Origin of the sequence: Streptomyces cucumeris, from assembly GCF_024295805.1 — a bacterium.
Classification (GTDB): Bacteria; Actinomycetota; Actinomycetes; order Streptomycetales; family Streptomycetaceae; genus Streptomyces; species Streptomyces cucumeris.
This window is the reverse complement of the sequence record NZ_JANCLX010000050.1, coordinates 1-26,192: the sequence shown is the minus strand read 5'-3', so window position 1 is coordinate 26,192 and position 26,192 is coordinate 1. Positions and strand designations below refer to the sequence as shown.

At 70.4% G+C, this 26,192-nt stretch carries 30 protein-coding genes and 4 pseudogenes; 17 read left to right on the top strand and 17 right to left on the bottom strand.

Annotated features, from left to right (window positions below; translation table 11 throughout):
- Window positions 1-34: 34 nt before the first annotated feature.
- The 17 genes from NMK44_RS39220 to NMK44_RS39130 all read right to left on the bottom strand — a co-directional run bounded on the left by NMK44_RS39220 (window position 35) and on the right by NMK44_RS39130 (window position 14,786).
- The gene (locus tag NMK44_RS39220) at window positions 35-592 is read right to left on the bottom strand and encodes a hypothetical protein (RefSeq protein WP_254752510.1); all 558 of its coding nucleotides are present in this window, start codon (window positions 590-592) and stop codon (window positions 35-37) included.
- Window positions 540-1,385 (bottom strand): relaxase/mobilization nuclease, encoded by an 846-nt coding sequence (locus NMK44_RS39215; protein ID WP_254752508.1) that lies wholly within the window; start codon window positions 1,383-1,385, stop codon window positions 540-542. The genes NMK44_RS39220 and NMK44_RS39215 overlap by 53 nt, the downstream gene beginning before the upstream one ends.
- Complete coding sequence (locus tag NMK44_RS39210) at window positions 1,382-1,807, bottom strand: hypothetical protein (RefSeq protein ID WP_254752506.1); 426 nt, start codon at window positions 1,805-1,807, stop codon at window positions 1,382-1,384. Before NMK44_RS39210 ends, NMK44_RS39215 begins: the two co-directional genes overlap by 4 nt.
- Before the next feature lie 99 nt (window positions 1,808-1,906).
- Window positions 1,907-2,404: a hypothetical protein gene (locus NMK44_RS39205; protein WP_254752505.1), complete on the bottom strand. Its 498-nt coding sequence runs from the start codon at window positions 2,402-2,404 to the stop codon at window positions 1,907-1,909.
- A 46-nt stretch (window positions 2,405-2,450) separates the two neighbouring features.
- On the bottom strand, window positions 2,451-2,690 hold the full coding sequence (locus NMK44_RS39200; RefSeq protein WP_254752503.1) for a hypothetical protein: 240 nt from the start codon (window positions 2,688-2,690) through the stop codon (window positions 2,451-2,453).
- Between the two features lie 413 nt (window positions 2,691-3,103).
- A complete protein-coding gene (locus NMK44_RS39190; protein WP_374215408.1) occupies window positions 3,104-4,531 on the bottom strand; it encodes a hypothetical protein in 1,428 nt (475 codons plus the stop codon).
- The gene (locus tag NMK44_RS39185) at window positions 4,528-4,986 is read right to left on the bottom strand and encodes a hypothetical protein (protein ID WP_254752499.1); all 459 of its coding nucleotides are present in this window, start codon (window positions 4,984-4,986) and stop codon (window positions 4,528-4,530) included. The genes NMK44_RS39190 and NMK44_RS39185 overlap by 4 nt, the downstream gene beginning before the upstream one ends.
- 37 nt (window positions 4,987-5,023) lie before the next feature.
- Window positions 5,024-6,004 carry a hypothetical protein gene (locus NMK44_RS39180; RefSeq protein WP_254752497.1) on the bottom strand — a complete coding sequence of 327 codons (981 nt, stop codon included), beginning with the start codon at window positions 6,002-6,004 and terminating at the stop codon, window positions 5,024-5,026.
- Window positions 5,997-6,737 carry a glycosyltransferase family 2 protein gene (locus tag NMK44_RS39175; RefSeq protein WP_302889146.1) on the bottom strand — a complete coding sequence of 247 codons (741 nt, stop codon included), beginning with the start codon at window positions 6,735-6,737 and terminating at the stop codon, window positions 5,997-5,999. The genes NMK44_RS39180 and NMK44_RS39175 overlap by 8 nt, the downstream gene beginning before the upstream one ends.
- Window positions 6,738-6,785: 48 nt before the next feature.
- The gene (locus NMK44_RS39170) at window positions 6,786-6,989 is read right to left on the bottom strand and encodes a hypothetical protein (protein ID WP_254752494.1); all 204 of its coding nucleotides are present in this window, start codon (window positions 6,987-6,989) and stop codon (window positions 6,786-6,788) included.
- A 370-nt stretch (window positions 6,990-7,359) separates the two neighbouring features.
- A complete protein-coding gene (locus NMK44_RS39165; protein WP_302889143.1) occupies window positions 7,360-8,874 on the bottom strand; it encodes a VirB4 family type IV secretion system protein in 1,515 nt (504 codons plus the stop codon).
- Window positions 8,875-9,025: 151 nt separating this feature from the next.
- On the bottom strand, window positions 9,026-9,496 hold the full coding sequence (locus NMK44_RS39155) for a DUF6238 family protein (RefSeq protein WP_254752490.1): 471 nt from the start codon (window positions 9,494-9,496) through the stop codon (window positions 9,026-9,028).
- Between the two features lie 59 nt (window positions 9,497-9,555).
- Window positions 9,556-11,028, bottom strand: coding sequence for an SCO6880 family protein (locus NMK44_RS39150; protein ID WP_254752488.1), 1,473 nt, complete (start codon window positions 11,026-11,028; stop codon window positions 9,556-9,558).
- Window positions 11,029-11,111: 83 nt separating this feature from the next.
- Window positions 11,112-12,482 carry an SCO6881 family protein gene (locus NMK44_RS39145; protein WP_254752486.1) on the bottom strand — a complete coding sequence of 457 codons (1,371 nt, stop codon included), beginning with the start codon at window positions 12,480-12,482 and terminating at the stop codon, window positions 11,112-11,114.
- Between the two features lie 32 nt (window positions 12,483-12,514).
- Entirely contained in the window at window positions 12,515-13,207 is a 693-nt protein-coding gene (locus NMK44_RS39140; RefSeq protein ID WP_254752484.1) for a hypothetical protein, read from the bottom strand.
- Window positions 13,207-13,521, bottom strand: coding sequence for a DUF6112 family protein (locus NMK44_RS39135; RefSeq protein WP_254752482.1), 315 nt, complete (start codon window positions 13,519-13,521; stop codon window positions 13,207-13,209). Before NMK44_RS39135 ends, NMK44_RS39140 begins: the two co-directional genes overlap by 1 nt.
- A gap of 131 nt (window positions 13,522-13,652) precedes the next feature.
- Window positions 13,653-14,786 (bottom strand): C40 family peptidase, encoded by a 1,134-nt coding sequence (locus NMK44_RS39130; protein WP_254752480.1) that lies wholly within the window; start codon window positions 14,784-14,786, stop codon window positions 13,653-13,655.
- Between the two features lie 513 nt (window positions 14,787-15,299).
- Here NMK44_RS39130 and NMK44_RS39125 point away from each other — a divergent pair.
- The 17 genes and pseudogenes from NMK44_RS39125 to NMK44_RS39045 all read left to right on the top strand — a co-directional run.
- On the top strand, window positions 15,300-16,055 hold the full coding sequence (locus tag NMK44_RS39125) for a DNA-methyltransferase (protein WP_254752478.1): 756 nt from the start codon (window positions 15,300-15,302) through the stop codon (window positions 16,053-16,055).
- Between the two features lie 243 nt (window positions 16,056-16,298).
- Window positions 16,299-16,841: a DUF4913 domain-containing protein gene (locus NMK44_RS39120; protein ID WP_254752552.1), complete on the top strand. Its 543-nt coding sequence runs from the start codon at window positions 16,299-16,301 to the stop codon at window positions 16,839-16,841.
- A complete protein-coding gene (locus NMK44_RS39115) occupies window positions 16,838-17,323 on the top strand; it encodes a hypothetical protein (RefSeq protein ID WP_254752475.1) in 486 nt (161 codons plus the stop codon). Before NMK44_RS39120 ends, NMK44_RS39115 begins: the two co-directional genes overlap by 4 nt.
- Before the next feature lie 20 nt (window positions 17,324-17,343).
- Window positions 17,344-18,044: pseudogene (locus NMK44_RS39110) on the top strand (hypothetical protein).
- A gap of 17 nt (window positions 18,045-18,061) precedes the next feature.
- Window positions 18,062-18,805: pseudogene (locus tag NMK44_RS39105) on the top strand (hypothetical protein).
- A gap of 149 nt (window positions 18,806-18,954) precedes the next feature.
- A complete protein-coding gene (locus tag NMK44_RS39100; protein ID WP_254752473.1) occupies window positions 18,955-19,305 on the top strand; it encodes an SH3 domain-containing protein in 351 nt (116 codons plus the stop codon).
- A 96-nt stretch (window positions 19,306-19,401) separates the two neighbouring features.
- Entirely contained in the window at window positions 19,402-19,884 is a 483-nt protein-coding gene (locus tag NMK44_RS39095; protein WP_254752471.1) for a hypothetical protein, read from the top strand.
- Window positions 19,881-20,324 carry a hypothetical protein gene (locus NMK44_RS39090; protein WP_254752469.1) on the top strand — a complete coding sequence of 148 codons (444 nt, stop codon included), beginning with the start codon at window positions 19,881-19,883 and terminating at the stop codon, window positions 20,322-20,324. Before NMK44_RS39095 ends, NMK44_RS39090 begins: the two co-directional genes overlap by 4 nt.
- Window positions 20,325-20,334: 10 nt before the next feature.
- Window positions 20,335-20,748, top strand: coding sequence for a hypothetical protein (locus tag NMK44_RS39085; protein ID WP_254752467.1), 414 nt, complete (start codon window positions 20,335-20,337; stop codon window positions 20,746-20,748).
- 44 nt (window positions 20,749-20,792) lie between these two features.
- Window positions 20,793-21,635 (top strand): winged helix-turn-helix transcriptional regulator, encoded by an 843-nt coding sequence (locus tag NMK44_RS39080; RefSeq protein ID WP_254752465.1) that lies wholly within the window; start codon window positions 20,793-20,795, stop codon window positions 21,633-21,635.
- Entirely contained in the window at window positions 21,632-22,111 is a 480-nt protein-coding gene (locus tag NMK44_RS39075; RefSeq protein WP_254752463.1) for a regulator, read from the top strand. Before NMK44_RS39080 ends, NMK44_RS39075 begins: the two co-directional genes overlap by 4 nt.
- Window positions 22,108-23,343: an MFS transporter gene (locus NMK44_RS39070; protein ID WP_254752461.1), complete on the top strand. Its 1,236-nt coding sequence runs from the start codon at window positions 22,108-22,110 to the stop codon at window positions 23,341-23,343. The genes NMK44_RS39075 and NMK44_RS39070 overlap by 4 nt, the downstream gene beginning before the upstream one ends.
- 32 nt (window positions 23,344-23,375) lie before the next feature.
- Window positions 23,376-23,678, top strand: coding sequence for a hypothetical protein (locus NMK44_RS39065; protein ID WP_254752459.1), 303 nt, complete (start codon window positions 23,376-23,378; stop codon window positions 23,676-23,678).
- A gap of 51 nt (window positions 23,679-23,729) precedes the next feature.
- On the top strand, window positions 23,730-24,959 hold the full coding sequence (locus NMK44_RS39060; RefSeq protein WP_254752457.1) for an ATP-grasp domain-containing protein: 1,230 nt from the start codon (window positions 23,730-23,732) through the stop codon (window positions 24,957-24,959).
- Window positions 24,956-25,258 (top strand): annotated as a pseudogene (locus tag NMK44_RS39055) (DUF317 domain-containing protein); the annotation flags it as partial. The gene NMK44_RS39060 and the pseudogene NMK44_RS39055, both read left to right, overlap by 4 nt.
- Window positions 25,259-25,369: 111 nt before the next feature.
- Complete coding sequence (locus NMK44_RS39050; protein ID WP_254752550.1) at window positions 25,370-25,999, top strand: class I SAM-dependent methyltransferase; 630 nt, start codon at window positions 25,370-25,372, stop codon at window positions 25,997-25,999.
- A gap of 100 nt (window positions 26,000-26,099) precedes the next feature.
- A pseudogene (locus NMK44_RS39045) lies at window positions 26,100-26,192 on the top strand (IS5/IS1182 family transposase); the annotation flags it as partial.

Genomic DNA, 26,192 nt, shown 5'->3' with positions numbered 1-26,192 from the left:
TCTCGGAGAGGTCGGTACGGATGACGCGAAGGTGTCAGTCAGCGAGGTAGCGCAGCCGCCGGGCGATGTAGGGGTCGGCCGCCTGGCCGAGCCCGTCGTGGAAGTCGGCGGCGGCCAGGATGTTCTCCAGCGCGGCGATGACGCCGTCGTAGGAAGCGGTCAGCTCGGTCAGCGCCTGGGCCGCCTCATCCGTGGTGGTGGCCTCACGAAGGCGCTCGGCGACGTGGGCGACGGAGGTGCCCAGCGGCAGGTAGCTGGCCGGACGCGAGTCGGCGTCGAAGGCCGCGTCGCAGTCCACGTGGTACCCGGCTGCTCGCAGGCGGCCGACGGCGTCGGTGGCGAGACGGGACTCGTCGTCCTCGACCAGGCCGGTGGGGACACGGTGGTACGTCTCGTGGACGCGGACGACGGCGACGAAGCCCGCCCGCTGGAGAACGCTGTGCGCCTCGGGGTCGCCGCCGCGGGCGAGGGGTTCGTCGGAGTGCGGGTCGCGGCGGATGTCCAGGAAGCGGTCGGTGCGGGGCGAGGAGACGTTTTTCCTACGGCGATCGGTGGGCGTTGTGCCGGAGGGCGGCCGGGGCCGGGACGGCACGGGGCTGGACCAGGCGGGTTGCCGTGGTGTCCAGGTCCTGCTGGATGGCGTGGAGGCGGCGGGCGATCAGCTCCAGGCGGTGTGCCGCATCGGTGCTGGCGGCCTCCGGCTGGCGGGCGATCCGGTGCGAGGCGTGCTCGACGAGTCCGCGCACCGCAGCCAGCGGGCCAGCCTGTTCGTCGGCCAGCTGCGCGAGGATGGTCGCGAGCTGAGCCGACGCCGTAAGCACCGTGCGGACAGCAGGCCGCGAAAGGGGTTCGGACCGGACGGGGATCAGGTGGAGGTCCTGTTCGATGCGACGCGTCTCATGTGCCAAGCGCCGTCCCGTGTTGACGGGAGGAGCGTGCCAGGCACCGTCGAGATGGATCAGGTTGGCGATCAGGTCGAGGCGCCCGGGCTGGGCCTGGACGGCGATCCACCGGCAGCCGCTTTCCTTGCCGGGAATCTCGATGCCGGCGGCCCGCGCGAGCCGGTGTGCGACCTCGGCCCACTCCGGCCCGGTCAGGTCCCGGTCGTCCGGGTGCAGACGGACATCGACGTGGAGGATCGCCCGCCGGTCGTCGTCGGGGCTGGCGGCGAACGGGTGCCCCAAGAGGGCCTCTTCGAGGTGCTCGGCCCACTGGACCGACGTCCAGGTCTTCTGCTCATCGTCCAGGGTGAAGTAGTCCAGGCCGGGCCAGTGAGCGACGATCGTGTGCTCCGTCAGCCCCTCGTTCGGTGAGACCGGCCGCCCCAGCGCCTCTTCGAGCGGGTCCTGCGGCGTGTGGGTCCGCACGTGCACGCGGGGGATCACCGGCCGCCCCGGATGTCCGCGACGTGGACGAGCTGGCCCAGGGCGGTGGTGGTGTACCAGCCGCAGTCGATCAGCTCGTCGCGGCCGGCGAACCGCGCGAGGAGGGTGTCCTCCATGGCCCGCAGATAGATCAGGCAGTCCGGGCACCGGCGCGAGAGGTGCACGAGATAGCGGGGGTGGGCAGTGACGTAGGACTGGGCGCCGCCGGTCGCATCCCGCAGCCGCCACCCGTCCTCGTCGGTCGGGGTGTGCCAGGACGGGACGACGACCCGCATCGCGTCTCCCCACAGTTCCCCGTCGGCCACCCCCTTCAGGACCACGACGGTGTCACCGGCCTGGAAGTGGGCGTGGGTGATATCCCGGGTGGGAGTGAGCGGGTCAGGCGTCGGTGCGAACGCCGAGGTGGGCGGGGGCTGGGACATGAGTTCCTTCCACGCAGGGGCTGGCGAGGTGGGAGCATCAATAGTCCGGAGGAACGCCGGTTTGGCCAACCGGCGTTCTCCGGCTATGTTGCCCCGCCGTCAGCGGAACGGATTCTCCGTCCCACGGTCCGCCTCACTGGCCGCGTCGAGGAGTTCGAGCAGGTCAGTGCCGTCGGCATCGCGCTGGTCGATCCACCATGCGGCACTGCTGATGCCCCGGGCCTTCTCTTCCAGCTCCGCCCAATCCGCCTCGTCCCACGTGCCTTCGACGACGAGCGCGGTGTGCCCGGCCGTCATCAGCTGATGGCGGGAGCGCTCGCCCCAGTCCAGGGCCTTGGCCGGGCCTTCCAGATCTGGCATGTCGAACTGCTTCGCCCACGCGACGGCTGCCTCCTGTTCCTCGGCCCGCTTGGTTGCGAGCCACTTCTTCTTGGACGCGGAGTCGGCGTTGCGCGTCGCCTTCCAGCAGTCGGTGCAGTCCTTCGACGCGAGCCAGCGGGCGAATCCCGCCCGCTTGTCGGCAGGACGATTGGACAGGTCATGATCCACGCTGTGGGAGCAGGCGTGCTCCACGGTCCAGTGCGTACGCACGGCCATAATTCGATCTCCTAAAAAGAGTGTGGAAGGTGGGGGTGCGCCCTGATCAGGACGTCTTGTGCCAGCCTCGGAGCGTGCGGCGGTGACGGCTGCGCCGCCACTGTTCGGCAGGGCGTAGCTGTCGGCGCGCGGCGAGAAGCACGGTCAGGGCGAAGGCCGCACCGCCGGCCGGGAATGCCGCGGTGGCGAGAGGCTGCTCGGCGAGGCATCCGGCCAGGGCGGTACCGGCGGACTGCCCGACGCCGATCGAGAGGATCAGCCTCTGCGCGCCCCGGATTTCGCCCACAAGATCGTCTCGTTATGAGATCGAGACCGTTTCACTCCGACGGAATTTGCCGCCGATGCCCTGCGGCCCTACTCGGCGGAACCACTTTGGTGCCGCGCTTTCGTAGGTGAAACGGCGTTGGCGCGCAGGCAGGGGGGCTGCTGCCTGGTCGCGGGTTTGTGTTTACCGATGGCGCCGATGGAATGGCTTTCAAACGAAGGGCGCCCAATATCCGGGTTCCGCCCGAAAGTCCTGTTTGTAACCGAATGGGGCCCAGTCATGTCTGACGGTAGATCTGCAAATCGCTGCGTTACCTCGCCCGCGCGCACGGGGTATGAGCGGGCACGTGTTCGGAGTCCTCGTGGTCGTGATCGTGCTCGCCATCGCAGCCCCCCGGATGCCTTCGGCGGCGCTCTCCGTGCTTCTCGCAGGGCTCACCGTACTTGCGCCGTACTGGCTGACCCGTGGCGCCATCCGAGTGCAGAGCTGACGCATTTCCGCCCCACCGCGCGGGGGCGCGTGCCCCGGTCACCATGCTGTTGGGAACGCGGCCGGGTGAGGGTGTCGCCGAGAAGGCGGGCGACGTACGGGCTGCCCAGCACCGCGTCGTAGGTGATGCGCGGTGCTGGGACCGGGAGTGCGGTCGGGGGCAACGGGAGCTTTCTCGGCGGTCTATCGGTGGCGGGCGGTCGTGTGGCGCGGGGTGGTGGCGCGGGTGGTGTGGTGTCCACGGCCGGGCGCGGGCGGGCGTGCAGCACGGGGGTGCGGTGCGGGGGCAGGACGGCGACGGTCGCGCCCAGATCCTCGGCCGCTTCTTCGACCTCGCGGGTGAGGAACTCGATCTGCCGGCTCAGCGCTGAGAGGCGGGCGGCGATCTGACGGCTCTGCACGGTCTCCAGGGCACTGGCGAACTGGCCGCTTGTCTGCAGGAGTTCCTGCAGGCGGACCATGGGGCCGGCGTTGTAGCCTCGTTGGACGGCGGCGAGGAGAGCAGTCGATGCGTCACCGGCACTGTGGCCTTCGACGACGTCGCGGATGAGGTCCTGCAAGGACAATTCCGGTGCTGGTGCTGGGTGGTTGAACCGGGAGACGTCCGCGTGCAGCACGCCGGGCGGGACCGGAGCGGGCAGGACCTTCCCCGCCTCCAGCTCGTGGGCGTAGTGCCCGATCGCCTGCCAGCCCGGTACCCCCGGATCGCCGCGCAGCGCGACCACCGTGGAGTCGTCGCCTTCGACCAGGTGAGCGAGGGTGATCGGCTGCCCGTCGGCTGCGTACCACGACTCGGTCAGCTCCAGCTCGCCGCGCCGCTGCGCGGCCTGGGCCCTCTCGGTCCATATCTGCTGTTCCTCGTCGGTCAGCGGAGCCTTGTGGTGCTGGCCGTCGCGCTGGTCGGCGAGGTTGTTGGCGATGGAGCCGTGGTCCGCCCACGCGGTGAGGTGCGGCCACAGGGCGGCGTGCTGGGTGCGTTCGTCCCGGGAGCCGGGGGCCGCAGGTCGGTCGAGGGCCCGGCCGATCTCGGCAGCGGAGGCAGCAAGGCCGTCCAGGACGGCCCGCCACCCAGGTAGGTGCCGGGCTGGGGGCAGTTCGTCGAGTGCGAGGCGGGCGGTATCGAGGAGAGCCTCGGCGTGCGGGGCGAGGTGGGTGGAGTACGCCTCGACCGCCGCCGTGTCGCGGTGGGCTCGTGCGGCTGTCGCGGCGCCCGCGTGGACGGTACGGCCATGGCGGTCGCGGGTCGCGTCGAACGCGGCTTCCGCCTCGCAATCAATGACCGCCATTCTCAAGCGGAAGTTCTCTGCTGTGTTGGCCAGTTCGGGGATCGCCTGCGCGGGGCTGTCGGGAGCCGGACCGTTCAGGACTGTCATCGGGATCGCCCGCCGGCTGTGGCCGTCAGGTGGACGGTCGGAGCGTAGGTGGGCTTCGGAGGGATCGGCCGGGCGGCTGGCGGGGAGGTGCTGGGCGGTGCAGAGCGCAGCGTCGTACGGCCGGTGGCGGCCTGGGCGAGACGACTGCGGCGCTCCTGGAGTCCGTTGGGCCGGGCGGGGCGTGGCGGGCCTGCCGAGAGAGACGGGTCGAGGCGGATGTCGGCCTGCACGGTGTAGCCGTGGCGGCGCAGGTCGTGGACCGCCTGGCGGGTGCGGCGGACTCCGTCGCGCTCGGGCTCGCTGAGCCGGTACAGGCCGGGCTCTGCGGGAACGGGCTCGAACTGCTCGCGCTCCAGGTACCAATGGGCGAGATGGGCGGGCAGGGAGGCGGTGAAGGAGGCCACGAAGCCGTGTTCCTCGTGGTCGCCGAAGGCGAAGTGGGTGCCGGGCGGCAAGGGAGCGGGGTTCTCCTCGGGGCGTGGAGCGGAAGGGTCACGGGCCGTGGAGCGCGGGCCGGACTGCGGCGAGGGGCAGGGCTGGCGCGGTGACGGGCAGGGCTGGGCGGCGGTGGGGTGCGCTGATGCGGGCCTGACGCAAGAACGTTTCACCTTCGGCGAGCCAGGTCTCGATGGCCGACCCCGCGCGTGCCCGGCGCTCCTGCTCCGGCACGGAGCCGCCGTGGACCATGTCATCGACCAGGGCCTCGGCATCGATCACGGCGTCGGCCAGGCGGGAGAGGGCTGCGGCGTCGTCGGGCCACGAGCTGGTTGCCGGTCGGCATCGGTCCAGCAGCGTCGGGGCGTGGTCGAGGACGGTGAGGAAGCGACGCCAGGAGTGGTCGAGGAACATCTCGGTGGCGGCGCCGAGAGCGGCGGCGCTCAGCGGTGTGGCGTCGCTGTAGCGGCCGGAGGCTTTCATCGCCTGCCAGGTGTCGTGCTCGGAGCGGATGTCCCCGAGTGCAGCGGCGATTTCCGCTGTCTGGCGGGCGTGGACGGCCTGTTCGTAGACCGGGAGGTACCGGTCGGTGAGTGCCTGGGCCGCCCGCCCTGTGGTGCCGTGGACAGCGTCGGTGAGGGTGGCGGCGAAGGGGATGCGCTCGCTCTGGAGGCCACGGCCGAGTTCGCCGCTGTCCCAAATCCAGGGGACCAGGTCTTCCTGCCAGGCGGGGTGCGAGTAGATCTCGACCGAGGCGTTCCACCGGCCGGGCAGGAGGCGGGCGAGGTCGCCGGCCGTGTCGCCGATGAAACGGCGTTTACTCGTGTGCACGCTGGTGCGGTGCTGCTTCGCGCACGTGACCAGGTCGACCACGGTGCTCTGCGTACCGTCCGCAGGTAGGTGCCAGACGCCGTCGTCGTCCCGCCGGAAGCCGCTCTCCGCGAGGGCGGTGTTCGCCCACGGGTACCGTTCGCCCGAGGCGATGGCGACGATGCCGGACTCCCGGCTGTGCGACAGGATGATCTGCGCCTCAGCCATGGACCAGGTCCTCGCGGCGCAGGATGGCGCGCAGGCTGCGGCCGTACGTCCAGGCGTGCTCTCGGGCCGCTGTCTCCAGCTGGTCGTACCCGGCCTGGGCTGTCATCTGCCCGTTCCACTTGCGGTACCTGTACACGGGGACCGGCAGTAGAATCCCGGGGGCGAGAGCGGTGACGCCGAGGGCCGCGCAGTAGTCCTCGCCCTGGACAAGGCCGCCCATCGGCGCGGCGCGCACCAGGTCGGTGCGGGCGAGGATCGTGGTCGGCCCGATGGGGATGGTGTCCGTCGGCGACCTCCAGTACGTCCACACGTCACCGGCCTCGTGCCGGCCGGGCGGCGTGGGGCAGCGCCACAGGGTGGTCGAACCGTCGGTGTGCTGGTCCTCGCTCCATCCCGCGCACCAGCCGACCCCGGTCGACTCCAGGATCTCCAGCCGTACGGCCATCGCGTCGTCGGGGAACAGGTCATCGTCGTCTGCCCAGTTGGTGTATTCGGTGCGTACATGGCCGAGGGCCAGGTTCCTGGCGCAGGCAGCGCCCACCGGCCGGGGCAAAGTCAGCGTGCGAACGCGGGGGTCCTGTGCGAGCGGGGCCGGGAGGCGGTCGGGCGACGCGCCGTCGAGCGCGATCACGGCCTCCCACGGCACGGACTGCCGGGTGAGGCTGGCGTGCATGGCGGTCAGGTAGTCCAGCCGGTCTTCGCGCAGGCGGCTCGCGATGACGACGGTGATCAGGGGCGTGGTGTGCGAGGGCAGGGAAGGCTCCGGGAAGGCGAGGGGGAACTAGCGGCCGACGGCGGGGCGCGAGGAGCCCGCCTTTGCCGGGGCTGCGGCGGGAGCGCTCTGAGGCCGACTTCCGCGCGGTGCGCAGGTGGCGGGCGGGGCGTCAAGGGAGGACCAGGCCGCCGGGTGGTCGTTGAAGGCGGTGCGCGGGTCGGTGGACCAGCTCACGACCGGGCCGATGTCCTCGTGCAGGAGGCTGATCACCTCGCACCCTCCGTGTGCAGGACGTACCCCCACTGCATGTCCTGCTCGCTGGCGGTCGTGACCCGTCCGGGGTGACCAGGTGGTCGAGGGTCGGGCTGGGCCAGCGCTCGCCGCCGGTCAGCGTGTTCACCAGGGCGGGCGGAGCGTCGTCCAGGAGGTGGGTGCCGAGCTCATCCCAGCCGACGGCCACGTCGTCGATGCGGCGCCGGGACATGGCCTCAATGTCGCGGCCGAACTTGTACTGGTAGGCGGCCAGGAGCAGGGGGAGGTGGTGGCTGGGCACGCCGTCGAGTTGGACGTGGATGATGCCCGTGTATCCCGTACCGGTGGTGGGGCGGGCGATGAAGGAGCGGCACGGAGTTGCTGTTCCTCAATGCATTCGGGCGTCGGTGTCGAAGAGTGCCAGTTCATGGCTGTGCAGCACGTGTTGGACGATGAAGCTCCGACCTGCGACTTTCCACAATCCGCGCCCCCGGTTGAGGTGGGCGATGGCGTCCATCTCGACAGAGGACAGGCCGAGCAGGGAGGCTGCGGCGTGGAGTTGGTCGGTCTCCTGGCGGTAGATGATCCGGGTGCTGCAGTCGGCGAGGAGTCCCTCCGCCAGTGCCCGGCCTTGTGATCCGGCGTCGCCGGCGGTGAGCAGATCGCTGAGCCGGTGGATCACCATGAGGTTGGCGATGCCGAGGCCGCGGGAGAGCTTCCACTGGGCCTGCATTCGTTGGAGCAGGCCGACGTGTCGCATCAGCCTCCACGCCTCGTCGTACACGATCCAGCGCCGGCCGCCACTGGGGTCAGAGAGGGCGGATTCCATCCAGGCAGAGGCGCAGGTCATCGCGAGGACGAGCGCGGTGTCGTCCCCGCTGCCGCCGAGGCGGGACAGATCGATGGTGAGCATCGGCGCGGTCGGGTCGAAGCTCACGGTGGAGGGGGCATCGAACATGCCCGCCAAGTCGCCATGGACCAGGCGCCGCATGGCGTGAGCCAGGTCGCGGGCTGCTTCGCCGAGTTGGCCCGACATCATCCCGGCGGCCTCGTCGAGTGCCAGTGGGTTGTTGAGGTTGGTGGCGACGTCGCCCAGGAGCGGGGTGCGGCCGGTGGCGGCGGCGCGGGTGACGACCGCGTCGAGGGCGACGTCCAGGGCGGTGTGCTCCATGGGCATCAGGTCCCGGCCCAGGACGGTGCGGGCCAGGGAGCCGAGCAGGAGAAGGCGTCTCTTGCGGATCTCACCGACCCAGTCGGCCTCGGACACGCTCTGCGGGCGTGGGGCCGCGTCCAGGGGGTTCAGGCGTCCCGGCAGTCCGGGACCGAGGGCGACGGACCGGCCGCCGAGGGCTTCCGCGACCGGCGTCCACTCGCCCTTGGGATCACACGGGACGTACACCCGGTATCCGAAGGCGACCGAACGCAGGGCGAAGGACTTGGCGAGGGCGCTCTTGCCCTGGCCGATCACGCCGGCGAGCAGGAGGTTGGGGTTCGTGAATCCCTCGACGCGGCCGTACAACGCGAACGGGTCGAAGACGAACGATGCTTCGGCGTGGACGTCACGGCCTATGTAGATGCCCTCGGCGCCGAGTCCGCCCTCGGCAAGGAACGGGTACGCCCCGGAAGCGGTGGCGGTGGTCATGCGGTGCGCGGGCAGCTTGATCTTGTTGTTGCGTGAGGAGGCGGGGCCAGGCCGTCCTGTGGACGGGTAGAGCGGCGCCGGCATCTCGTATTCCTCGACGCCGGCGCCGCTGGTGTGGGCGGCTGCTTCGGTACGGGCCTTCGCGGCGGCGCCGGCGAGTTGGCGGCGGGCAACTTTGCGGGAGGCGCGGTCGGTGCCGTGCGGGGTGAACAGGGGGCTGGCGCTGGCTCGGTGGGCGCGGCGCGCGGGCCGGTGGCTCATGACGGGGTGGCTTTCACGTGACGGAATTCAAGGCGCGCCATTGCAGGTCAGACACGCAGGGGCGTGGCGGTGGCCAGGGCGGCGGTGCCGGTGAGGGCGGCGGTGGAGGTGGAGCGCTTGAGCTTGCGCATGAAGCCTCTCTGTGGTGGAGCTACTGGGCGCAGGTGGTGGTGTGGCCGGGCGCCGGGGTGTTGAGGTCAGCCGGGGTGGTCTTGCGGCGTACCACGTGGCCGGCGGCGAGGTGGCGCTGGCAGATGGTCAGGACGGGCGGGCCTTCAGGGAGGCGCTCGGGGCGGCATTCAGTGCCCGACGCGGTCACGTCCCTCGCGGGCAGAAGGTGGAAGGCGTTGTGGATGGCCGCGGCGGCCTGCCACAGCCGGGTGTGAGCGGTGGCGAGCTGTCGGCCGGCGGCGGGATGCGGGGGCCGGGTGGTCTCCGCTACCTGGTCGAGCAGCTGGTGCAGTGCGGTGAGGTGGGCGTGCAGCACGTCGAGATGCACGCGGTCGGTGGCCGAGGCCGGGTGCTCATCGCGCGGGGCGAGGGTGCGGGAGTGGTGGCGGATGCCGGCGCTGGCGGCCCGCAGGTACGGGTGCGCGTCGCCGACGGGGATGTCAGAGGTCAACGGGGAGAGGTTCCTTCCTGCCACGGCGGCAGGACGTCGGCGGGTGGCCGGTGCGGGGGTTACAGGGCAGTACGGGCCAACGGGAGGGCGCCGAGCGCGAAAGCGTCGGGCTGCTGGAAGTTCAGGCGCCGCAGGTCGACCTGGGCGGTGACGGCGGCGGTCTCGATCTGCGCGCAGGCGGCGTCGAGGAGCGCGTCGGTCTCGGCGGACACGGTGAGCAGTCCAGTCAGGGCGACGTCGGCATGCCCTGCGAGCAGCTGGCGCTCGCGGGTCTTCACGTCCGCGTACTCGACGCTGTCGGCCTCGGAGTCCACCTGCCCGCGCCGCGACCGCTCGTTCGCGTCGGCGATGATCGCCGCCTTCTTGCGCTGCACGTCGCGCATCGCGGACTCAAGCCCCTGGGGGGCGTATATGAGGGACAGGGTGCGGCGGACCCCGGCGGTGAACATCAAACCGTGCAGGAAACCCGCGCTCGTTTCGGTGCGCGGCCAGTCCTCGACCCAGTAGGTGGCGTGCCGTGCGGAGTCGGTGGCGAGCCGGTCGTACTCCTCGACCTGGACCACCGGCCCGGCAGCGGCCGGGTCGGCCTCGGCCTGCCCGGACTGCGACCACTGCTGCAGGCCGGACAGCGCCTTGGGGTCGTAGGCTGTGCGGATGACGGCCGCGATCTCGCGCGCCGAGAGCCAGCCGGTCACCATCAATCCCGCGCTGCGCGCGGCCTGCGCGATTGAGCTGGTGGTCTGCTCCAGCACGGTGAAGGCACCGGGCAGACCGCCCCCGGCCTGGCTGATGAGGCGCTTGGCCGCCCTGAGATCAAGGGATATCGCCAGGTACGCCTCGTGCGGGGCGGCGGCCGGTCCGGCGGAGGCGACCAGCTCGCTGTAGACCTGTCCGGCCACCGGCGTCTCGGGGTGCCCCTGCTGGCTCCAGTGCCGGGCGAGGGTGTCGCGGGTGTCGGGGACGGTGCGCTCCAGGACCTGCACGGTGGCAACGTGTCCGGTACGGGCGATGCCGGCCAGGGCCCGCCCCCACCCGGCGACGTTGTGGTTCTGGGTCGTGGTTTCCAGCAGCGCGAACGCTCTGCTGGAAACCCGGGCGATGGCCGTCAGGGTCTGCTGATGCGGATCGTGGACCGCGGAGGCGTCGTTGGCGGAGTCACCGGGAGTGACCACCTTCAGGGAAGCGACGGTGCCGGGCAGATGAAGGACCCCGTCCTGCCGGGGCCGGGTCAAGGGCCGGGCCAGCCAGTGAGTCTGGCCCGTACGGCGGCGGTGCGCGTACCGGGTGACGATCGGTGCCCAGTCGATGAGGGAACGGCCGTGCCGGCGAATCGCGATGAGTGCACCGGATGCCACCCACAGCGGTGCCAGGGCGACGGCACCGAGCAGCCCGGTGGAGATCACCGTCATCAGCAGCAGCGCCAGTGTGCAGGAGACGAGGACGAGTTGGGGCAGGGAGAGGCCGAGGAGGATGCCGCGGCGGGACCGGTGCGGGAATCGCACTGTGACCGGGGCGACGGAGGGGGCAGTCAAGGGGCGGGTCCTGGAGGCGCGGGTGGAACCCGGGGGCGGGGAGGTGGCGGTCACCTCCCCGCCCCCGGGTGTCGGGCAGGAGATCAGAGGCCGGCCGGAGGTGGCGGCGGGGAGGCCGTCCCGCCGGATGTGGCGTTCTGTGAGCCGGAGGAGGGCGGTGCGCCCTGCGGCGGCGGGGTCGTGGTCGGCGGAGTGGACTGCCATCCGCCGCCCTGGCCCGACGCTGCGCTTGCGCCGGATCCGCCTGGCGCCGGGCTGCCGTCCGCCTGGCTGCTGGTGTCGTCACTGGGGCTGGTCGGAGGTGGCTGCACGGCCTTCTCCAGGCCGTTCTTGAGCCCGTCGCCTCCGGAATCCGGGGAGCCTTGGCCTTCCTGGCCACCGCCTCCGGTGGGGTTGGCGGCGATGTCGCCGGGGAATCCGCCGCCCGCGGGGTCGGGACCCTGCGGTGCGCCGCCCGCTGCGGCTGCCGCGCCGCCCGTTCCGGCGGTGGTGACCGCGGCGGCGGCCTTGCGCGTGGCCTTCTCGGCATGCTGTCTTGCGAGCTGGGCTCCGGCGCCACCGGCGCGGTGAATCGACTCTCCGTCCGTGCCTTCGGACGCCCAGTGGACGAACTTGAAGGTGGCGTACGGGCAGAGCAGCACCAGGACCATGATGACGATGCCCGCCATGACGTCGGCCAGAGCGGCGATACCGTCCTTGGCTTCGCTCTTGCCCATCGCGGCGATACCGAGGACGAAGATCACGGTCATCAGCAGTTTGCTGAACACCAGGGTGGCGGTGGCTTCGATCCAGCCGCGCCGCCAGCGGCGGGTGGCCTCCCAGCCGCCACCCGCACCAGCGAAGACAGCGAGCGTGACGAGGACGAGGATGCCCACTTTGCGGACCATCATCACGCACCAGTAGAGGAAGGCTCCGATCGCGGCCCCGATGCCGACGACTACCGCCACGAGCCAGCCCATCCCGGCGAGGCCCGCGATCTGGGAGACCTTGACGATACGGCGGACCGCGGATGCGATCGACAGGTGGGACGCCTGGAAGAGCCCGTCGGACAGGGCATCGGTGACTTCGATGGCGACGGTGGTCAGGGAGATGGCGCAGAAGACGAACATCACGCCGGAGACGGTGCCGGTGACGGCCTGAGTGAGGGCTTGTCCGTCGCGTCGCACGGCGGCCCGGATGAGCTGCGCACAGAAGGTGCCGACGAGGATGGTCAGGCCGATCGGCAGCAGCATCTGGTAGTTGTCCCGGAACCAGGCCGCGTTCAAATCGACGTTGGTAGTGGTGTTCACAGCCTTTGCCGCCAGGTCAGCTGCCGCGGCAGCGAGTTCTCCGGCGCTTGTGGCCATCCAGTCACCGATCACCTTGCCGGGATTGGAGACGAAGTCGGCCGCGCCTTTGGCCCCGCGACCGATCGCGCATACCTTGTCCGCGACGGGCAGGTTGCAGAAGCCCATGGGGTATGTCCTCCTTTCTCAGTCGGGGCAGGTCACTGCGTGACCTGGGGAGCGATGGCGGCCAGGGAGCAGTCGTCGTGGGGCCGGCACTGCACCGCCAGGGTCACGGCGCGGTCCTCGGCTCCGCCGCCGCCCGTCTTCCAGCCGATGTGCTGCTTGCCGTTGACGGTGACGACATAGACGTACGCCTCGGTGATCGCGGACGGGTCCTCGGCCAGCGCCTGCTGGAAAGCGGAGGGGTAGTGGCCCTCGGTGACGTGGGCGGTGGCGTGCTGGTCCTGGTCGGCCATCCGCGACCACAGCACCGGGTCGGGGACCTGGCCGGAGACCGAGGCCCAGTCGGCGTACTTGGTCTCCTTGGTCACCCACGTGCGCATGCCCGCGAGCTGCTGATCGCGGCTGGTGTCACGGGTGTCGTAGGACCACAGCATCTCGGCCGCTGCCTTGGCGAAGGCGACCGGCTCGGCGATCTGCGGAGGCTTGGCCATCGAACCGGATCCAGAGGAAGGCTCGGGTGCGACCTCGGAGGAGGACGGGCTGCCGGTCGGGGCAGGTGCTGCGGTGTCCCGAGCGTGGTGGCTGTTCCCGCCTCCGGTCAGCACGGCGACGGTGGCGGCGATGGCGAGCAGGACGGCGACGGCGACAGCGACGATCACGATGCGCCGGTTGGCCGACCAGCCGACGCCGTAAGAGGACAGCGAGAGGACGGGGAGTCGTTTTCGCATTAGTGGACCTGCGACCCCAGGCCGGAGAAGAAGGCCACGATGCCGTTCGCGGCGCCCAGACCGAGAGCGGCCCCGGCGGCGACCACGGCGCCCTTCTTCCCGTTCGCTTCAGCCTGGTGGCCACCGGTGTGGTGGCCCCAGGCCCAGACACCGAGTGAGACGGCGAGCGCGCCGACGACGGCGGTGATCCCGAACATGTTGATGCTGTTGACGACGTTCTTCAGCACGCTCAGGCCGGGCAAACCACCGCCCTTGGGCGAGATTCCGGGATCGTAAGCGAGTTGGAAGACGCGGTCTGGGAGAGGGAGGGACATGGGCGTGGCGGGGCTCCTTGTATACACGGGCCAGGCGATAGCTGGCGGGGGAGGTGAAGGCGGAGGGGGAGGTGCGCGAAGGGCGTGCAACTTGCCGCGGGCCGCCCGGGGCGAGGCCGGGCGGGGCGGCGTCAGAGGACGCGGCGGGCGGCGAGGATCGTCCAGTCCTTGATCGGGGTGATCCGGACCGGCTTGGTGGTGCGTGGCGCCTCGATCACGAGACCCTCGCCCATGTACATGCCGATGTGCTCGGGCCGTGCGGCGCTGCCGCGGCTGAAGATCAGGTCACCGGGCTGGAGGCTCTTGGCGGAGACGGCCTTGCCCTCGCCCACCTGTGTGTACGTGGTGCGCGTGAGCGTGACGCCGGCGTGGGCGTACGCTTGTTGCATCAGGCTGGAGCAGTCGCAGCGGCCCATGGGGTCGGGACCGTGCGAGTTCGTGCAGGATCCGCCCCACTGGTAGAGCGTGCCGAGCTGCTGCATTGCCCAGGCGATGGCCTTGCGCGCCCTCGGATCCGCGTCCTTGGGGATCGAGTAGCCCTTCGGAACGCTCCCCTCGGGGATGTGGCCGAAGCCGGAGCCGTCCCTACCCGGAGCACAGCCGGTGGTGCCGGTCGTGGCCGACTGCTTGTCCTGGTCCGTGTCCTTGCCGTCCGCGTCACCGCCGCCGGGGAAGGTCTTGGCGATGGCGGTTTGCAGCGCGGTGGCCAGCTTCTCCCACTGTGCGTACGCATCCGGCAGTCCGGACTTCTGCACGGCCTGGGCGGCCTGGGGGACGGTCATCTGCTGCCAGCCGTCCACCTTGAGCAGGTGCTTGTAAAACTGCTCGGAGGCATAGACCGGATCGCGGATCTGCTGGGCGCTGCCCCATCCCTCGGAGGGACGCTGCTGGAACAAGCCGAGCGAGTCACGGTCTCCGGAGGAGAGGTTGCGCAGCCGACTCTCCTGCATCGCCGTCGCGAGCGCGACGATCTGCCCCTTTTCGGGGACGTCGAGGGAGAGGCCAGCGGCCACGATCGTCTGTGCGTTAGGGACCTGTTCGGCGGGCAGGTCCAAGCCCTCGACGTGCACGTCCTTGCCGGAGGCGCCGTCGAGGATCTTGGTGACCTGGTCGGCAACCTTGTCGGTGTCGATGTCGGTCCGGCATTTGCTGACGGTGCTGCTGCTCTGCACGGCGCTGGCGGAGGCGGCCAGCATCATGCCGGTGCCGGCTAGCAGGATGGGGGAGAGGAAGACGGTGCCGATACCGGCGGCGAGCCCCTTCAACCCGAGTGGGCCGCTCGCCGATCAGCGGTTTCGGGCATGGGTGGGTAGCGAGACGTCATGAGCGTGTCCTTGGAGGGTTCGGTGTCCGGTGTGCCGCGTGCGCGAGGCGTCTCGGAAGGGCGCGGCAGCCGAGGTGGACGATCAGAGGTGGGCCGGTGCGGGGCGAGTTGCCGCTCGCTCCGCGTGGCCGGGCCGTGAGCGAGGTGTGCCGGGGCAGGGGGTTACCCCCGTGCGGTGTGGCAGGGGTAGCCAGCGGCGGTGTGCGCCGGGCGGTTCAAAAACAGTAGGCGCGGATCGGCGGTTGACCAAAAAGGCGGCGTGAGGTGCCGGACACCGATACCTCGGCAGGCACTTCTTGGTCGTCGGCGCTTTCGCCTCTACAGTTTTTGGACTCCCCTCGCCCTCCTCGGTCTGCGGCCCTGGGCTTCTGCATGCCCACTTCCGGTCCGCGAGGACTCCTGCGCGAGGCGGCTGTTTCCCTCCGCGTTTCCGCACCCGAATCGGGGTTCCTCTTTGCCTTTTTCCCTGCACCAGGGCGACGCCCTGGCCGTTCTGTCCGGCCTTCCGGACGGCTGCGTCGACTCCGTCATCACTGACCCGCCGTACAACTCCGGCGGTCGGACCGCGAAGGAGCGCACCACCCGCTCCGCGAAGCAGAAGTACACCTCTGCCGACTCCAAGAACGACCTTGCCGACTTCACCGGCGAGAACATGGACCAGAGGTCCTACGCGTTCTGGCTAACGCAGATCATGACCGAAGCCCACCGTCTGACCAAGACCGGCGGGACGGCGCTGCTTTTCACCGACTGGCGCCAGCTTCCGACCACGACGGACGCGATCCAGGCCGCCGGATGGCTGTGGCGCGGTGTCCTGGCCTGGCATAAGCCCCAGGCCAGGCCCCAGAAGGGTCGCTTCACCCAGAACTGTGAATTCATCGTCTGGGCCAGCAAGGGGCCGATCGACGGCTCCCGTAACCCGATCTATCTGCCCGGCATGTACTCGGCGTCGCAGCCCTCGGGGGCGAAGCGCCAGCACATCACGCAGAAGCCGGTCGAGGTGATGCGCGAGCTGGTCAAGATCAGCCCCGAGGGCGGTACGGTGCTCGACTTCTGCGCGGGTTCCGGCTCGACGGGCGTGGCCACCCTACTGGAGGGCCGGGACTTCATCGGTGTTGAGAAGACTGAGCACTACGCGTCGATCGCCGCCGACCGGCTCACCGAAACGATCCGCGCAACTCTCACGCAGGACGACGTGGTTCTCACCGCCTGATCCCTGCTCCCTCCTGTCCGTCGCCAAGGCGGCCAGCCCCACGCGCAGCCGTCGGCGGGATTCCGCCGGAACTCCGAGTGATCCGTCGGCGGCGCCGCGCGAGGGCGCCGTATTTCCATGTCTCGTTGGAGGCCGAACTTCGCAATGCCCGAATCTGAAAAGCCAGCCTTGGACGGAGAGTTGGAGCCCATTCGCCTTCCGGATCAGCACCTGGAGGGAATCGAGGCGAGCGTGCGACGCCTCATGGAGCAGTCGGCGCAACAGGCCCAGCAGATCGACCATCTCGCCTCCGCCCCGGCACCGGGTGCATCACCGTTCGCCGCGTTCGGCATGCCGGGACCCGGCGGGACGCCGGCAGCCGCTCCACCGGAGCCCCGCCCGATCCTGGAACTGGACGGCGAGGAACGCGAAGACGAACTCGACGCCCTGTCCGACTGGGTCGACGACTTCTTCCTCCCGGTCTACGGGGCGGAGGTCACCACCGCGGCGCCCTGGTGCCTGCAGTGGCAGGAGCACGACGACGTCGTGGCCTGGCTCCATTCCCTGTGGCTGGCCTACCAGCAGCACAAGGACCCTGAAGCCGGGCTGTCCGGGATGTTTGTGTGGCACCGGGACTTCCTCACCCACACCGTCGCGGCGATTCGTGCCCCGGGCGGACCGTTGTCGGCCTGCATGACCTCTCCCGACCGGCCCGCGCACCGTCTCCTGCCCGGCCCGCCGCCGTCCGTGCGCACGGAGACGACGGCCACGGCGGAAGCCGCCGAACCGGACGAGCCGACGTCATGACCGCGGGAGCGGGACAGCCCGCCTTCGGACTGAGCTTCGACCCCCGCGCGCTGACCGATCTCCTCCAGGCCCCCAGCGACATCCGCGACCTCACCCTCATCTACCTGCAGGAAGTCGTGAACGCACAGCGTTTCGGGCTGCGTCTCGACGGTGACCTGGAGGGCTTCCGGAAGCTGTTCGTGGACTCCCGCAAGGACTGGCGCGTCGTCTACGCCGTCCGCCCGGCGCCCGCGGAATCCACCCATAACAAGGAGATCCACGTCGTCGCGATCCGGCCGCGGGCGGGCAACGACGTCTACGACACGGTGGGTGCCCGGCTGGGGATGACCCGTCGGCCGCTGAGCGCCCGCACCCACGCGGCACGCTCCCGTTCCCCGCAGCTGACCACCCTCACTCCCACGCCCCGGCCCGGTCCGCCGCCCACCGCACTGCCGGGTCTGCCCCCTCCCGCACAGAACACCTCACACCATCACACCCGCTGAACACATGGAGAGGGTCGCCTATGCCCCCTGAACCCACGCCGCCACCCGCCCGGCGTGCGGTCTTCCCGCTCGACCACCGCCTCGAAGCCGTCACCGGCCACGACATCGACACCCTGTGGGGCTACCGCGACCGCGGCGTGCTCGACGAGCCCCATGCCCACCTGGTCGACCGGCACCGCGAGCTGGTCGAGACCCAGACCGGTGTCATCTTCTACCTTCGTCTCCTCAACCGCCTTTCCAGCGGAGAGTTCGACGTCGACAGTGCCCTGTTCACACGCATCGGCCGCACCGTGGACCAGCTGGCGGAGGCAGCCAACGCTCGGGACGCCGCTGCCCGGAACATGCTCGCCGCCCTGGAGCCCATCGAAGCCGCAGCGGCGTCCACCGCGCCCGACGCGCAGCAGCTCTCGACGGACGACAAGGCGGCGCTGCTCGCCATCGTCGGAGGCGCCAAGCTGTATTCGAACACCTGCTGACCGGCCGGGTGTCCGTGACCGCTGCCTCTGGCACCCGCATCTCTCACGCCAAGCTGCAGCGGCTGGAGGACGCCGGTCTGGTCGTCCGTGACACCGGCCACCCCGTACATGCCGGTCAGCCCGTCGCGCTCACCGACGCCGGACGAGCCGCACTGGTCGCCGCCCGACGGAGCCCTACGACGCAGGTGCCGAAGGTCCCGGCTGGACCCGGCGCATTGCCATCCACCCCGGCGCAGCGGCGCTGAACTCCGCCGAAAGGCTCTTGTTGTCTCCCACTGAACGGGCTCCGGCTCGGAAGCCCATCCCCCAAGTCGACTTCGCCCTGGACAATTTCGACGCCGATGAGGAGATGTACCTCGCCTTCCGCCGCAAGGTCGCCGTCAGCGAGAACGAGCTCGTCCCTCTCGCTGAACACCACGACGGGCCGCACAGCTACTACGTCCTGTTCGACCGCTCCGCCACCTATGGGATCCCCGGCGAGCCACAGATGCTCGCCGTGTATCTGCAGCGGGATTACGAGTAGCAGACGTTCAGCTTCGAGCGGGCTCCGCTGCCGCTGGCCGCGATGGCGCAGTCCTGGCTCATCCACCGCGGCTGCCCGCACGATGAAATCGGCCTCGACTCCATCTGGGGTCCACCGCCAGCGGATGAGTCCACGCGTGCTCTGGAGCGACGCCTCGCCGGAGATGGCGACCACTACGCCATGGGCTACTCCTACACCAGCGACGACCCGGACGACATGGTCACCGTCGTGGCACTGCGCGCCCGGGACGAGCGAGCCCCTTCGCCATTCCGCGTCATCGTCGAAGAGGTCGACACCGAGACGTGGACGCACACCCTGCGCGAGGGCGGCTTCGACACGGTGAGCGAGGCCCTGCAGTGGTGCGATGACCGGCTTGCCGGTGAGGCCGGCCCTCTCCCGCCGGTCCGCCCGGCAGCCGCCGCCAGCCGCCCGGCCGGTGTGGCGAAAGCCCCTGCCGCGCGCCCGCCTGGCCTTTCGCGCTGAGCGCCGAGTCCGACGCGGGCGGCGAAACATAGCCGACGATCGCCGGTTAGCCAAACCGACGATTCTCCGGACTCTTATACAGCCGCCAGGACAACCCCTGCGGCGCCCTTCCACACCTTCCCCCACGCCTTCACGGAGGCTTCTTCCGCATGCGCTCCACCCGAATTGCCATATCCGCGTCGATGCTCGGCGCACTCGCCCTGCCGGTACTGTCCGCCACCACCGCCAGCGCGGCACCGACCGCCGCCTCCGCTCTCCCCGCGAACGACTGCTACGACCAGTCGCCGTACCTGCCGTACGCAGTGCACGCCAAGGCCGTGACCACCCGGTCCAAGGCCAGCTCGAAGTCCACGGCGCTCGGCGTGCTCTACAAGAGCCACAAGTTCACCGTCTCGAAGAAGAGCGGCAACTGGGTCTACATCACGGACAAGACGACCGGCGTCAAGGGCTGGGTCTCCGGAACGTACGTCTACCGCGACGTCCGCATGTGCCTGGACTAAACGGACTTCAGCACGTCCCGGAACGGCGCTAGTCGCCGAGCACGTGACCCCTTCCATTCCCTGCGCACCGGCCTATCCAGAACAGGAGATTCTCTTTTGTCCGACGGCATACCCGATGAGTCTGAGGATGTCGTGGGCGTGCTCACCGAACAGGTCGAAGTGCACTTCGCCATGAGCATGGACCAGTTGAAGGCTGCGGTCACCGCCGCGCTGACCGCGAATCCTGACGCCACCGACGTCGTCAAGTGGCACGGCCTTCTCGTCGAGGCCCAGTTGGTGCTGGAGCGCGCGGAGGACGACCTCCTCGCCGCGCTGCAGACCCAGCCCAGCGAGGTCGACGACCCGACGATGGGCCTCGCCCACCGGGTGAACGCAGCCGTCACCGCCCGCGACGGCCGTGCCCTGGTCGTGCGATGGCTCCTCGACCCTGACGCCCCGGGGAAGATGGACCTCGCCGCAGAGCGCCTCGCCCGCCTTCGGCCTCGAACCGGGCCAGCGGTGCAGACCAGCGCGCCTAACCATCCTGCGGGTACAGCCGCGCCGGCGACGGCGTGGCGGTCGATGAGGGCTGTCCGATGAGCCGGGACAAGGCCAGCACCATGGACGCCTACCTGCAGAAGGTCTTCGGGAACCCGGTCTCCGAGCTGTACGAGGCGGCTGCCGGCCACGGTGTTTCGCCCGCGCTCGCCCGGGCTCTGGAGCTGCGCTCGTTCCTTGCTCTGGTCGAGGAGCAGGTCGTCCGCGTCCGCGACCGCGTCCACGCCGACATGGATCCGGAGCGCGACGTGGGCGAACTGTCGGCGGACAAGCTCCGCTTCGACGCGCAGTGGCTGGACGCGGCACTGGAGGCCCGCGACGGCTATCGCGCCGCCCTCGGCGAACTGCTGCGCACCATGCCCCCGCCCGCTCAGCAGGCCCGGCCCGTGCGCACGGCACAGCTCAGGGCCACCGTAACCCTGCCCCCGTCTTCCGCCCCGGCACCCCAGCGTGCCGGGGCGGCCCGAGTCCGCCGACCGTGAAAGCCCCCGATTGCCCCACCTCACGGCCACCGACATAGCCGGACGGATTGAGGACCTGTACGGCGCGCCGCTCGCCGACCTCGAAGCCCACGCCCAGGGCCAGCCGCCCGGCATGCTCTCCGCCCTGCTCGGCATGCACGACGACCTCGCCCTCGCCGAGCGCAGCATCGACTTCCACCGCGGCCACCTCGCCCGGCTTATCCACCCCGAGCGGCAGATCGGCCCGCACGAGGTCTCCCACCTCCTCGACGGTGCACGCCGGCTCGCCGAAGCCGTCGCCGTCCGCGACGTCCAGGCCAAGTCGGTCGCCGCCGTCCTGCAGAGCCTGGCCCGCGTCCCGGCCCCGACGTCGGTCCCGCCAGCTCCCTCGGCGCCCGCTCCGGCTCCGCCTGTTGCGGCGCCGAGTCCTGCGCACAGCCGGTGACCCGCAGGCGATCCCCCCCTTTTATTCACCCAGGAGTTCCTCCCTTGGCCATCACCGGTCTGCCCCCTGACACCGACGCCGACGTCGCCCGGGTCACCGAGGCCCTCGCCATGATCACCCCGCGCTGGAACGTCCGGATCATGCTGGCCCTCTCCGGCCCGCCGCTGCGCTACGGCGAGCTGGCGGCCAAGGTGTCCTGGCTACAGAACGGCCAGCTCCACCCCAAGCTCATGTCTCTGTGCGACGCCGGGCTTGTCGAACGCACTGAAATCACCGCACGGCAGGTGACCTATAGCCACACCAACCGCGGTACGGCCCTGCTGCCGGTCCTGCCGATGCTCGCCACCTGGGCCGAGGAACATCTGGAGAAGGCGGACCGCCCGCTGTCCTCGATCGAGCAGATCGAGGACAGCCTCACCCTGCTCACCCGCCGCCACGCCGCCGCCATCCTGTGGGTACTGAAGTCCCGCGGTGAGGTCAGCGGCCGTGCCTTGGCCCGGATCGTGATGCCCAGCAGCGACTGGACTAACGTCTATCCGCCGTTGCGGCAGCTCGTCGCCGACGGCCTGGTCGACACTGACGGCATGGGCCGGCCCTACCGGCTGTCCGCGGCCGGCGACGGCTTGGGCCCCGTGCTCGGCACTCTGTCCGCGTGGTCCGCCGGGCAGCCCCTCGACCAGGCCGCTCAGCACCCGGTCTGGGGGCGCCCGCAGGCGAAGCCCGCCCCAAGGCCGTGGATCAGCAGCCAGTCGAGGCCGGCCCCCACGACAGTTCCACCTGCTCGGACACCTCAATCCTCTCCCGCCTGGCACAACAGGGACCTCTTCTCGCACGTCACGACCGCCCGCCCGAAGGCAGTCATCCCGGCGGGAGGCCCGCGCCGATGAGCACCCCTCTCACCTCGGCCGACGCGCAGCGCATGGTCGAACTGCTCGCCTCGCGGCCCCTGGTCCGTCTCATCACCGAGATCGACGACAACGGCGCCATACCGTCCCGACGGCTGGCCAGCACTCTGCCCGACCTCGCCACGCACCAGCTGCGCAGCTCATCCGACACGGCCCGCGCCCACGGCCTCGTCCGGGTCGCGCCGGGCGCCGGTCTGGAACTGACCGAGACAGGGTTGGAGTTGGCAGCTCTGTATGACGCGATGGCTCGCTGGGCCCGGCGCCACAATGTCCCGGCCCCCGTCTGCGAGTTCAGCAGCCGTATCCGACGCGTCTTCGACCTGCTGGCACCATTGCTCGCCACCGAGGGCGCCGACGGTGCGGAGATGGGCCTGGCCCGTCTCCACACGCTTCTGAACCAGTGGCTGGCCGACAACCCCGACGTGGCCAAGGCGTGCGAACCTGAGCCGGTCGCGTGAGCGTAGCGGTCACACCCCGGCACGCACGCCACACCGCCGGGCTGATGCGCAGCATCTACCTGCCGCGCACGGCGGACGCGCTGGCGTTCGCGATGTCGACCTACGGCATCCCGCTCCTGGTGCTGGCGACCACAGGCTCCGCCGCGCTGACCGGCGCGGCGTTCGCCCTGGAATGGATCCCGCGTCTGACAGCGTTCGGGTGGGCCGGAACGATGGTCGACCGACGCGGGGCGGCCGTCGTCTTCCACCTCGCCGCTGTGGGACGGGCACTGGCCCTTGCCATCGGCGCGGTCCTCCTCCATCTGCACCCGTCCGGCACCGTGGCGAGCGCGACTGTGATGGTGCTGGCGGCGACGACCGGCGTGCTCACCGAGTTCAGTTACATCGCGGCCGAGACCGCGGGCGCTGCCGCCGGCCGCCGGGCAGGGGCACGGGCCCACCGGGTCCAGGCCGTCCTGCTCGGCATCGACCAGACCGCGACCCTGGCAGGCCCGGCGCTCGCGGGAGTCCTTCTGCTGGCCGGGCCAGCGCCGATGCTCGCGGTGATCACCGTGCTCTCGTTGCTTGCCGCGCTGCTCGCTCTGCGCACGCCGCCGTCGCCCGTGGCACCGGCCCGTGCGCCGAAGGGGCAGTCCGGCGCCGGACTGGTCACCGGGTGGCGCACTATCCGCTCGCTGCCCGCGCTCGGCTGGCTCGTGACCGGGCTGACCCTGTCCAGCCTGGCCATCGGCCTGCTCCAAGCGGCTGGTCCGGTGATCGTGGTCCAGCACTTCGGGCAGTCCACCACCGCCGTCGGCTTGGTCTGGTCCGCCGCTGCTGCAGCGACGCTCATCAGTGTCACGCTGTGCCGGTTCGCGCTCGACCGCCTCGGCCTGTGGCCGGTCGGCGCCGCCTGCGCCGTCCTCGCCTCGCTCGGCTGTCTCGCCGCTGCCCGGGCCCCCGACTACTGGTCCTACCTGGTCCTGGTCGCGGTCCTCATGGCGGGCGAAGGCGGCATGACGGTCGTCCTGCGCACCCTGCGCTCCCGCCTGATCCCTCCGGAGAAGTTCGGCAGCACTCTGTCGGCGACCATCCTCATCCTCTTGGTGCCCTTCCCCGTCGCCGGCGTGCTCACCGCCCTCACCCCGCCCGACGCGATGGGACACGCCATCACCGTCTGCGCCGCGCTGCAGGCCCTCGGCCTGTTCTGTGCCTTCGCCCGCCTGCGCACCGATCCCGCCCTGCGCGCCTGACCCCGCTGCGCCCCCAGCCTGTGGAGAACTGCATGCCCATCGCCGTCCTCGGATCGCACCGCGCGACCGGTCGCACCATCACCGAGCAGTTTCACGCTTTCGACGCCCATAACCCGCACGTCTACCGGGCCCTGGAACGCCTGGTCGCCCGCCGCCTGGCCGCCGGCGCAACTCGGGTCAACTTGAAGGACCCGTTTGAGGATCTGCGCCGTCAGCTCCCGTACGGAGTCGCGGGGCTGAACAACAACTACACCGCCCTCTACGCCCGCCGCTTGATCGGCGAACACCCGCAGTGGACTGCGGCGTTCGAGCTGCGTCGCCGCCGTGCCGCCTGAGACACCCCTTCGTCTCTCGTCCCGCCGTCCACCGATACGGAGAACCTCTTCTTGTCCGCTCGTCCCCTCGTGCTCGTCGTTTCTCCCGGCGACGAGACGTATCGCGGCTACTGCCTGGAGCAGGTGGCCGCCGCGTACGACGTCGTCCTGCTCACCGGCACCGAGCCGTCGTGGGAGAAGCCGTTCATCGTCGACCACACCGTGGTCGATCTGAGCGACCCCGCAGCGCTGCTTGCCGGCGGCCGGGCGTTGGCCGAGCGCCACGACCTCGCGGGTGTGGTCACCTGGGACGAGTGGCATCTGATCCCCACCGCCCGACTCGCCCGCGCGCTCGGCCTGTCCTCGACGTCCGTCGAGGTGATGCGCGCCTGCCGCAACAAGGCCACCGCCCGCACCCTGTTCGCCCGCCACGGCGTGCCCTCGGCCGCCTCGATGAGGGCGCGGACCCTGCTGGAGGCCAGCCTGGCGACGATGACCATCGGCTTGCCGGCGGTCATCAAGCCCGCCGCGTTCGCGGGCAGTATCGGCGTGATCCGCGTCGACCAGCCCGAAGAACTTCCCGCCGCGTTCGCGTTCGCCTCGGCCGGCGCGAGCCGCAGCCGCGAGGACACCGGGATCCTGGTCGAGGAGTACCTCGACGGCCCGGAAGTCTCCGTCGAATGCGTCACCCACCGCGGCGTGACCACGGCGGTCGCCGTGACCCGCAAACACCTGTGCTCCGCGCCGTACTTCGACAAGACCGGGCACACCGTCGATGCCGCCGACCCGCTCCTGTACCAGGTCGCCCCGGCCGCAGCCGCTGCGGTCAAGGCCCTGGGGATCACCGACGGGGTGCAGCACGTCGAGCTGCGCCTGGTGGACGGCAGGCCCCGGCTGATCGAGGTCAACGCGCGTATCGGCGGCGACATGATCGGCCACCTCGTCCGTCTCGCCACCGGCATTGACCTGCCCAGGGCTGCCGCCGACCTCGCCTGCGGCCGAGCACCGGACCTCACCCCGACCCGCAGCGCAGCCGCCGGCATCCGCATGCTCTACCCGGAGTCCTCCGGCACCCTCACCGCCCGGCATATCAACCAGCCCTTCGCCGCCCACACCTCCTGGCTGCGGCAGGTGCAGTGGATACGAGAGATCGGCGACCAGCTCGTCCTGCCGCCCGACGGCGACCTGTTCACCGCCCGGGCCGGGTTCTACATCGTCACCGGCCGAACCTCCGCCGAGGTCACCGAACGCCTCGACACCGCCGCCGACGAGATCACGGTCACCACGAGGGCGGACCTATGACGCAACGGCCCGGTCCGCACCACGAGATAGACGGCGACGTCTACGTCTGGCCCCGCCACCTCGCCTCCACCACCGGAACCGGCGACCCCGCCCTCGCCCCGCTGCTCGACCTCGGCTGGGAACTGCGGTACGACGAGGACTCCAACGTCTACGTGAGCGCGCCCGACCGGCGCGTACGCCTGGGCTACCTGCCCGAAGGCGAGGACGACGGACTCTGGCGCATCAACGCCTACAAGGACTCCTTCGGACCGCCCGCGTGGGGCGTCTGCTTCAACGACCGCGTCCCCACCGAGTTCTTCTCTGAACTAACGAGAGCGTCCCGTGATCAGGTGACGGGACGATCAGTCCTGAGGGAACCGGTGTGGGGCCGGAGAACGGTGGCGAACGGCGCGGGTGTTAGTTTCCTTCCCGTGTTAGGACACCAGGACGAGACTAGGGCGGCCTATGACGGGGTCGTCGATCTGTACGCGTCGATGTTCGCCAATGGGCTGGAGACGCACCCGTTCGCGCGGAACATGATCGGCACTTTCGCCGAGCTCGTGCGTGGCACTGGGAACCTGCGGGTAGCCGACGTCGGGTGCGGCCCCGGTCATGTGACGGCGATGCTGCATGACTTGGGGCTGGACGCCTTCGGGCTCGACCTCTCCCCGGCGATGGTCGCCCACGCCCGGCGGGCCCATCCGGCGCTGCGGTTCGATGAGGCGCGGATGGAGGCCCTGCCGGTCGAGGACGGTGCGCTCGGCGGAGTGCTGGCCCACTACTCGATGATCCATACCCCACCTGGAGAATTGCCCGCGCTGCTCGCCGAGCAGGTGCGTGTCCTGGCACCAGGGGGTCTGCTCCTGGTGTCCCTCTTCGGGACCGAGGGACCGGAGCCGGTCCGCTTCGACCATAAGGTGACGCCCGCCTATAGCTGGCCGGCGGACCGGTTCGCCGGGCTTCTCGCCGAGGCCGGACTCGTCACGTTCGCCCGACTGCTCCACGACCCAGCGTCCGAGCGGGGCTTCCTCGACACCCATCTGCTGGCCCGCCGCCCGTAGGGCGTGGCTCGTGGCCTGGATCGGGGTGGTGTAGATCATCCGCGTGGATGAGGCTCGACTAAGACCGTGTCCTACGTGGTGATTGCTCGTTGGTCTGGTCATGGGGCGGGGTACGTGGAGTTGGATTGTTCCGGACGGGTTGTGGGAGATCGCGGAGCCGTTGATCCCTCCGTCGAAGGTGCGGCCGCAGGGT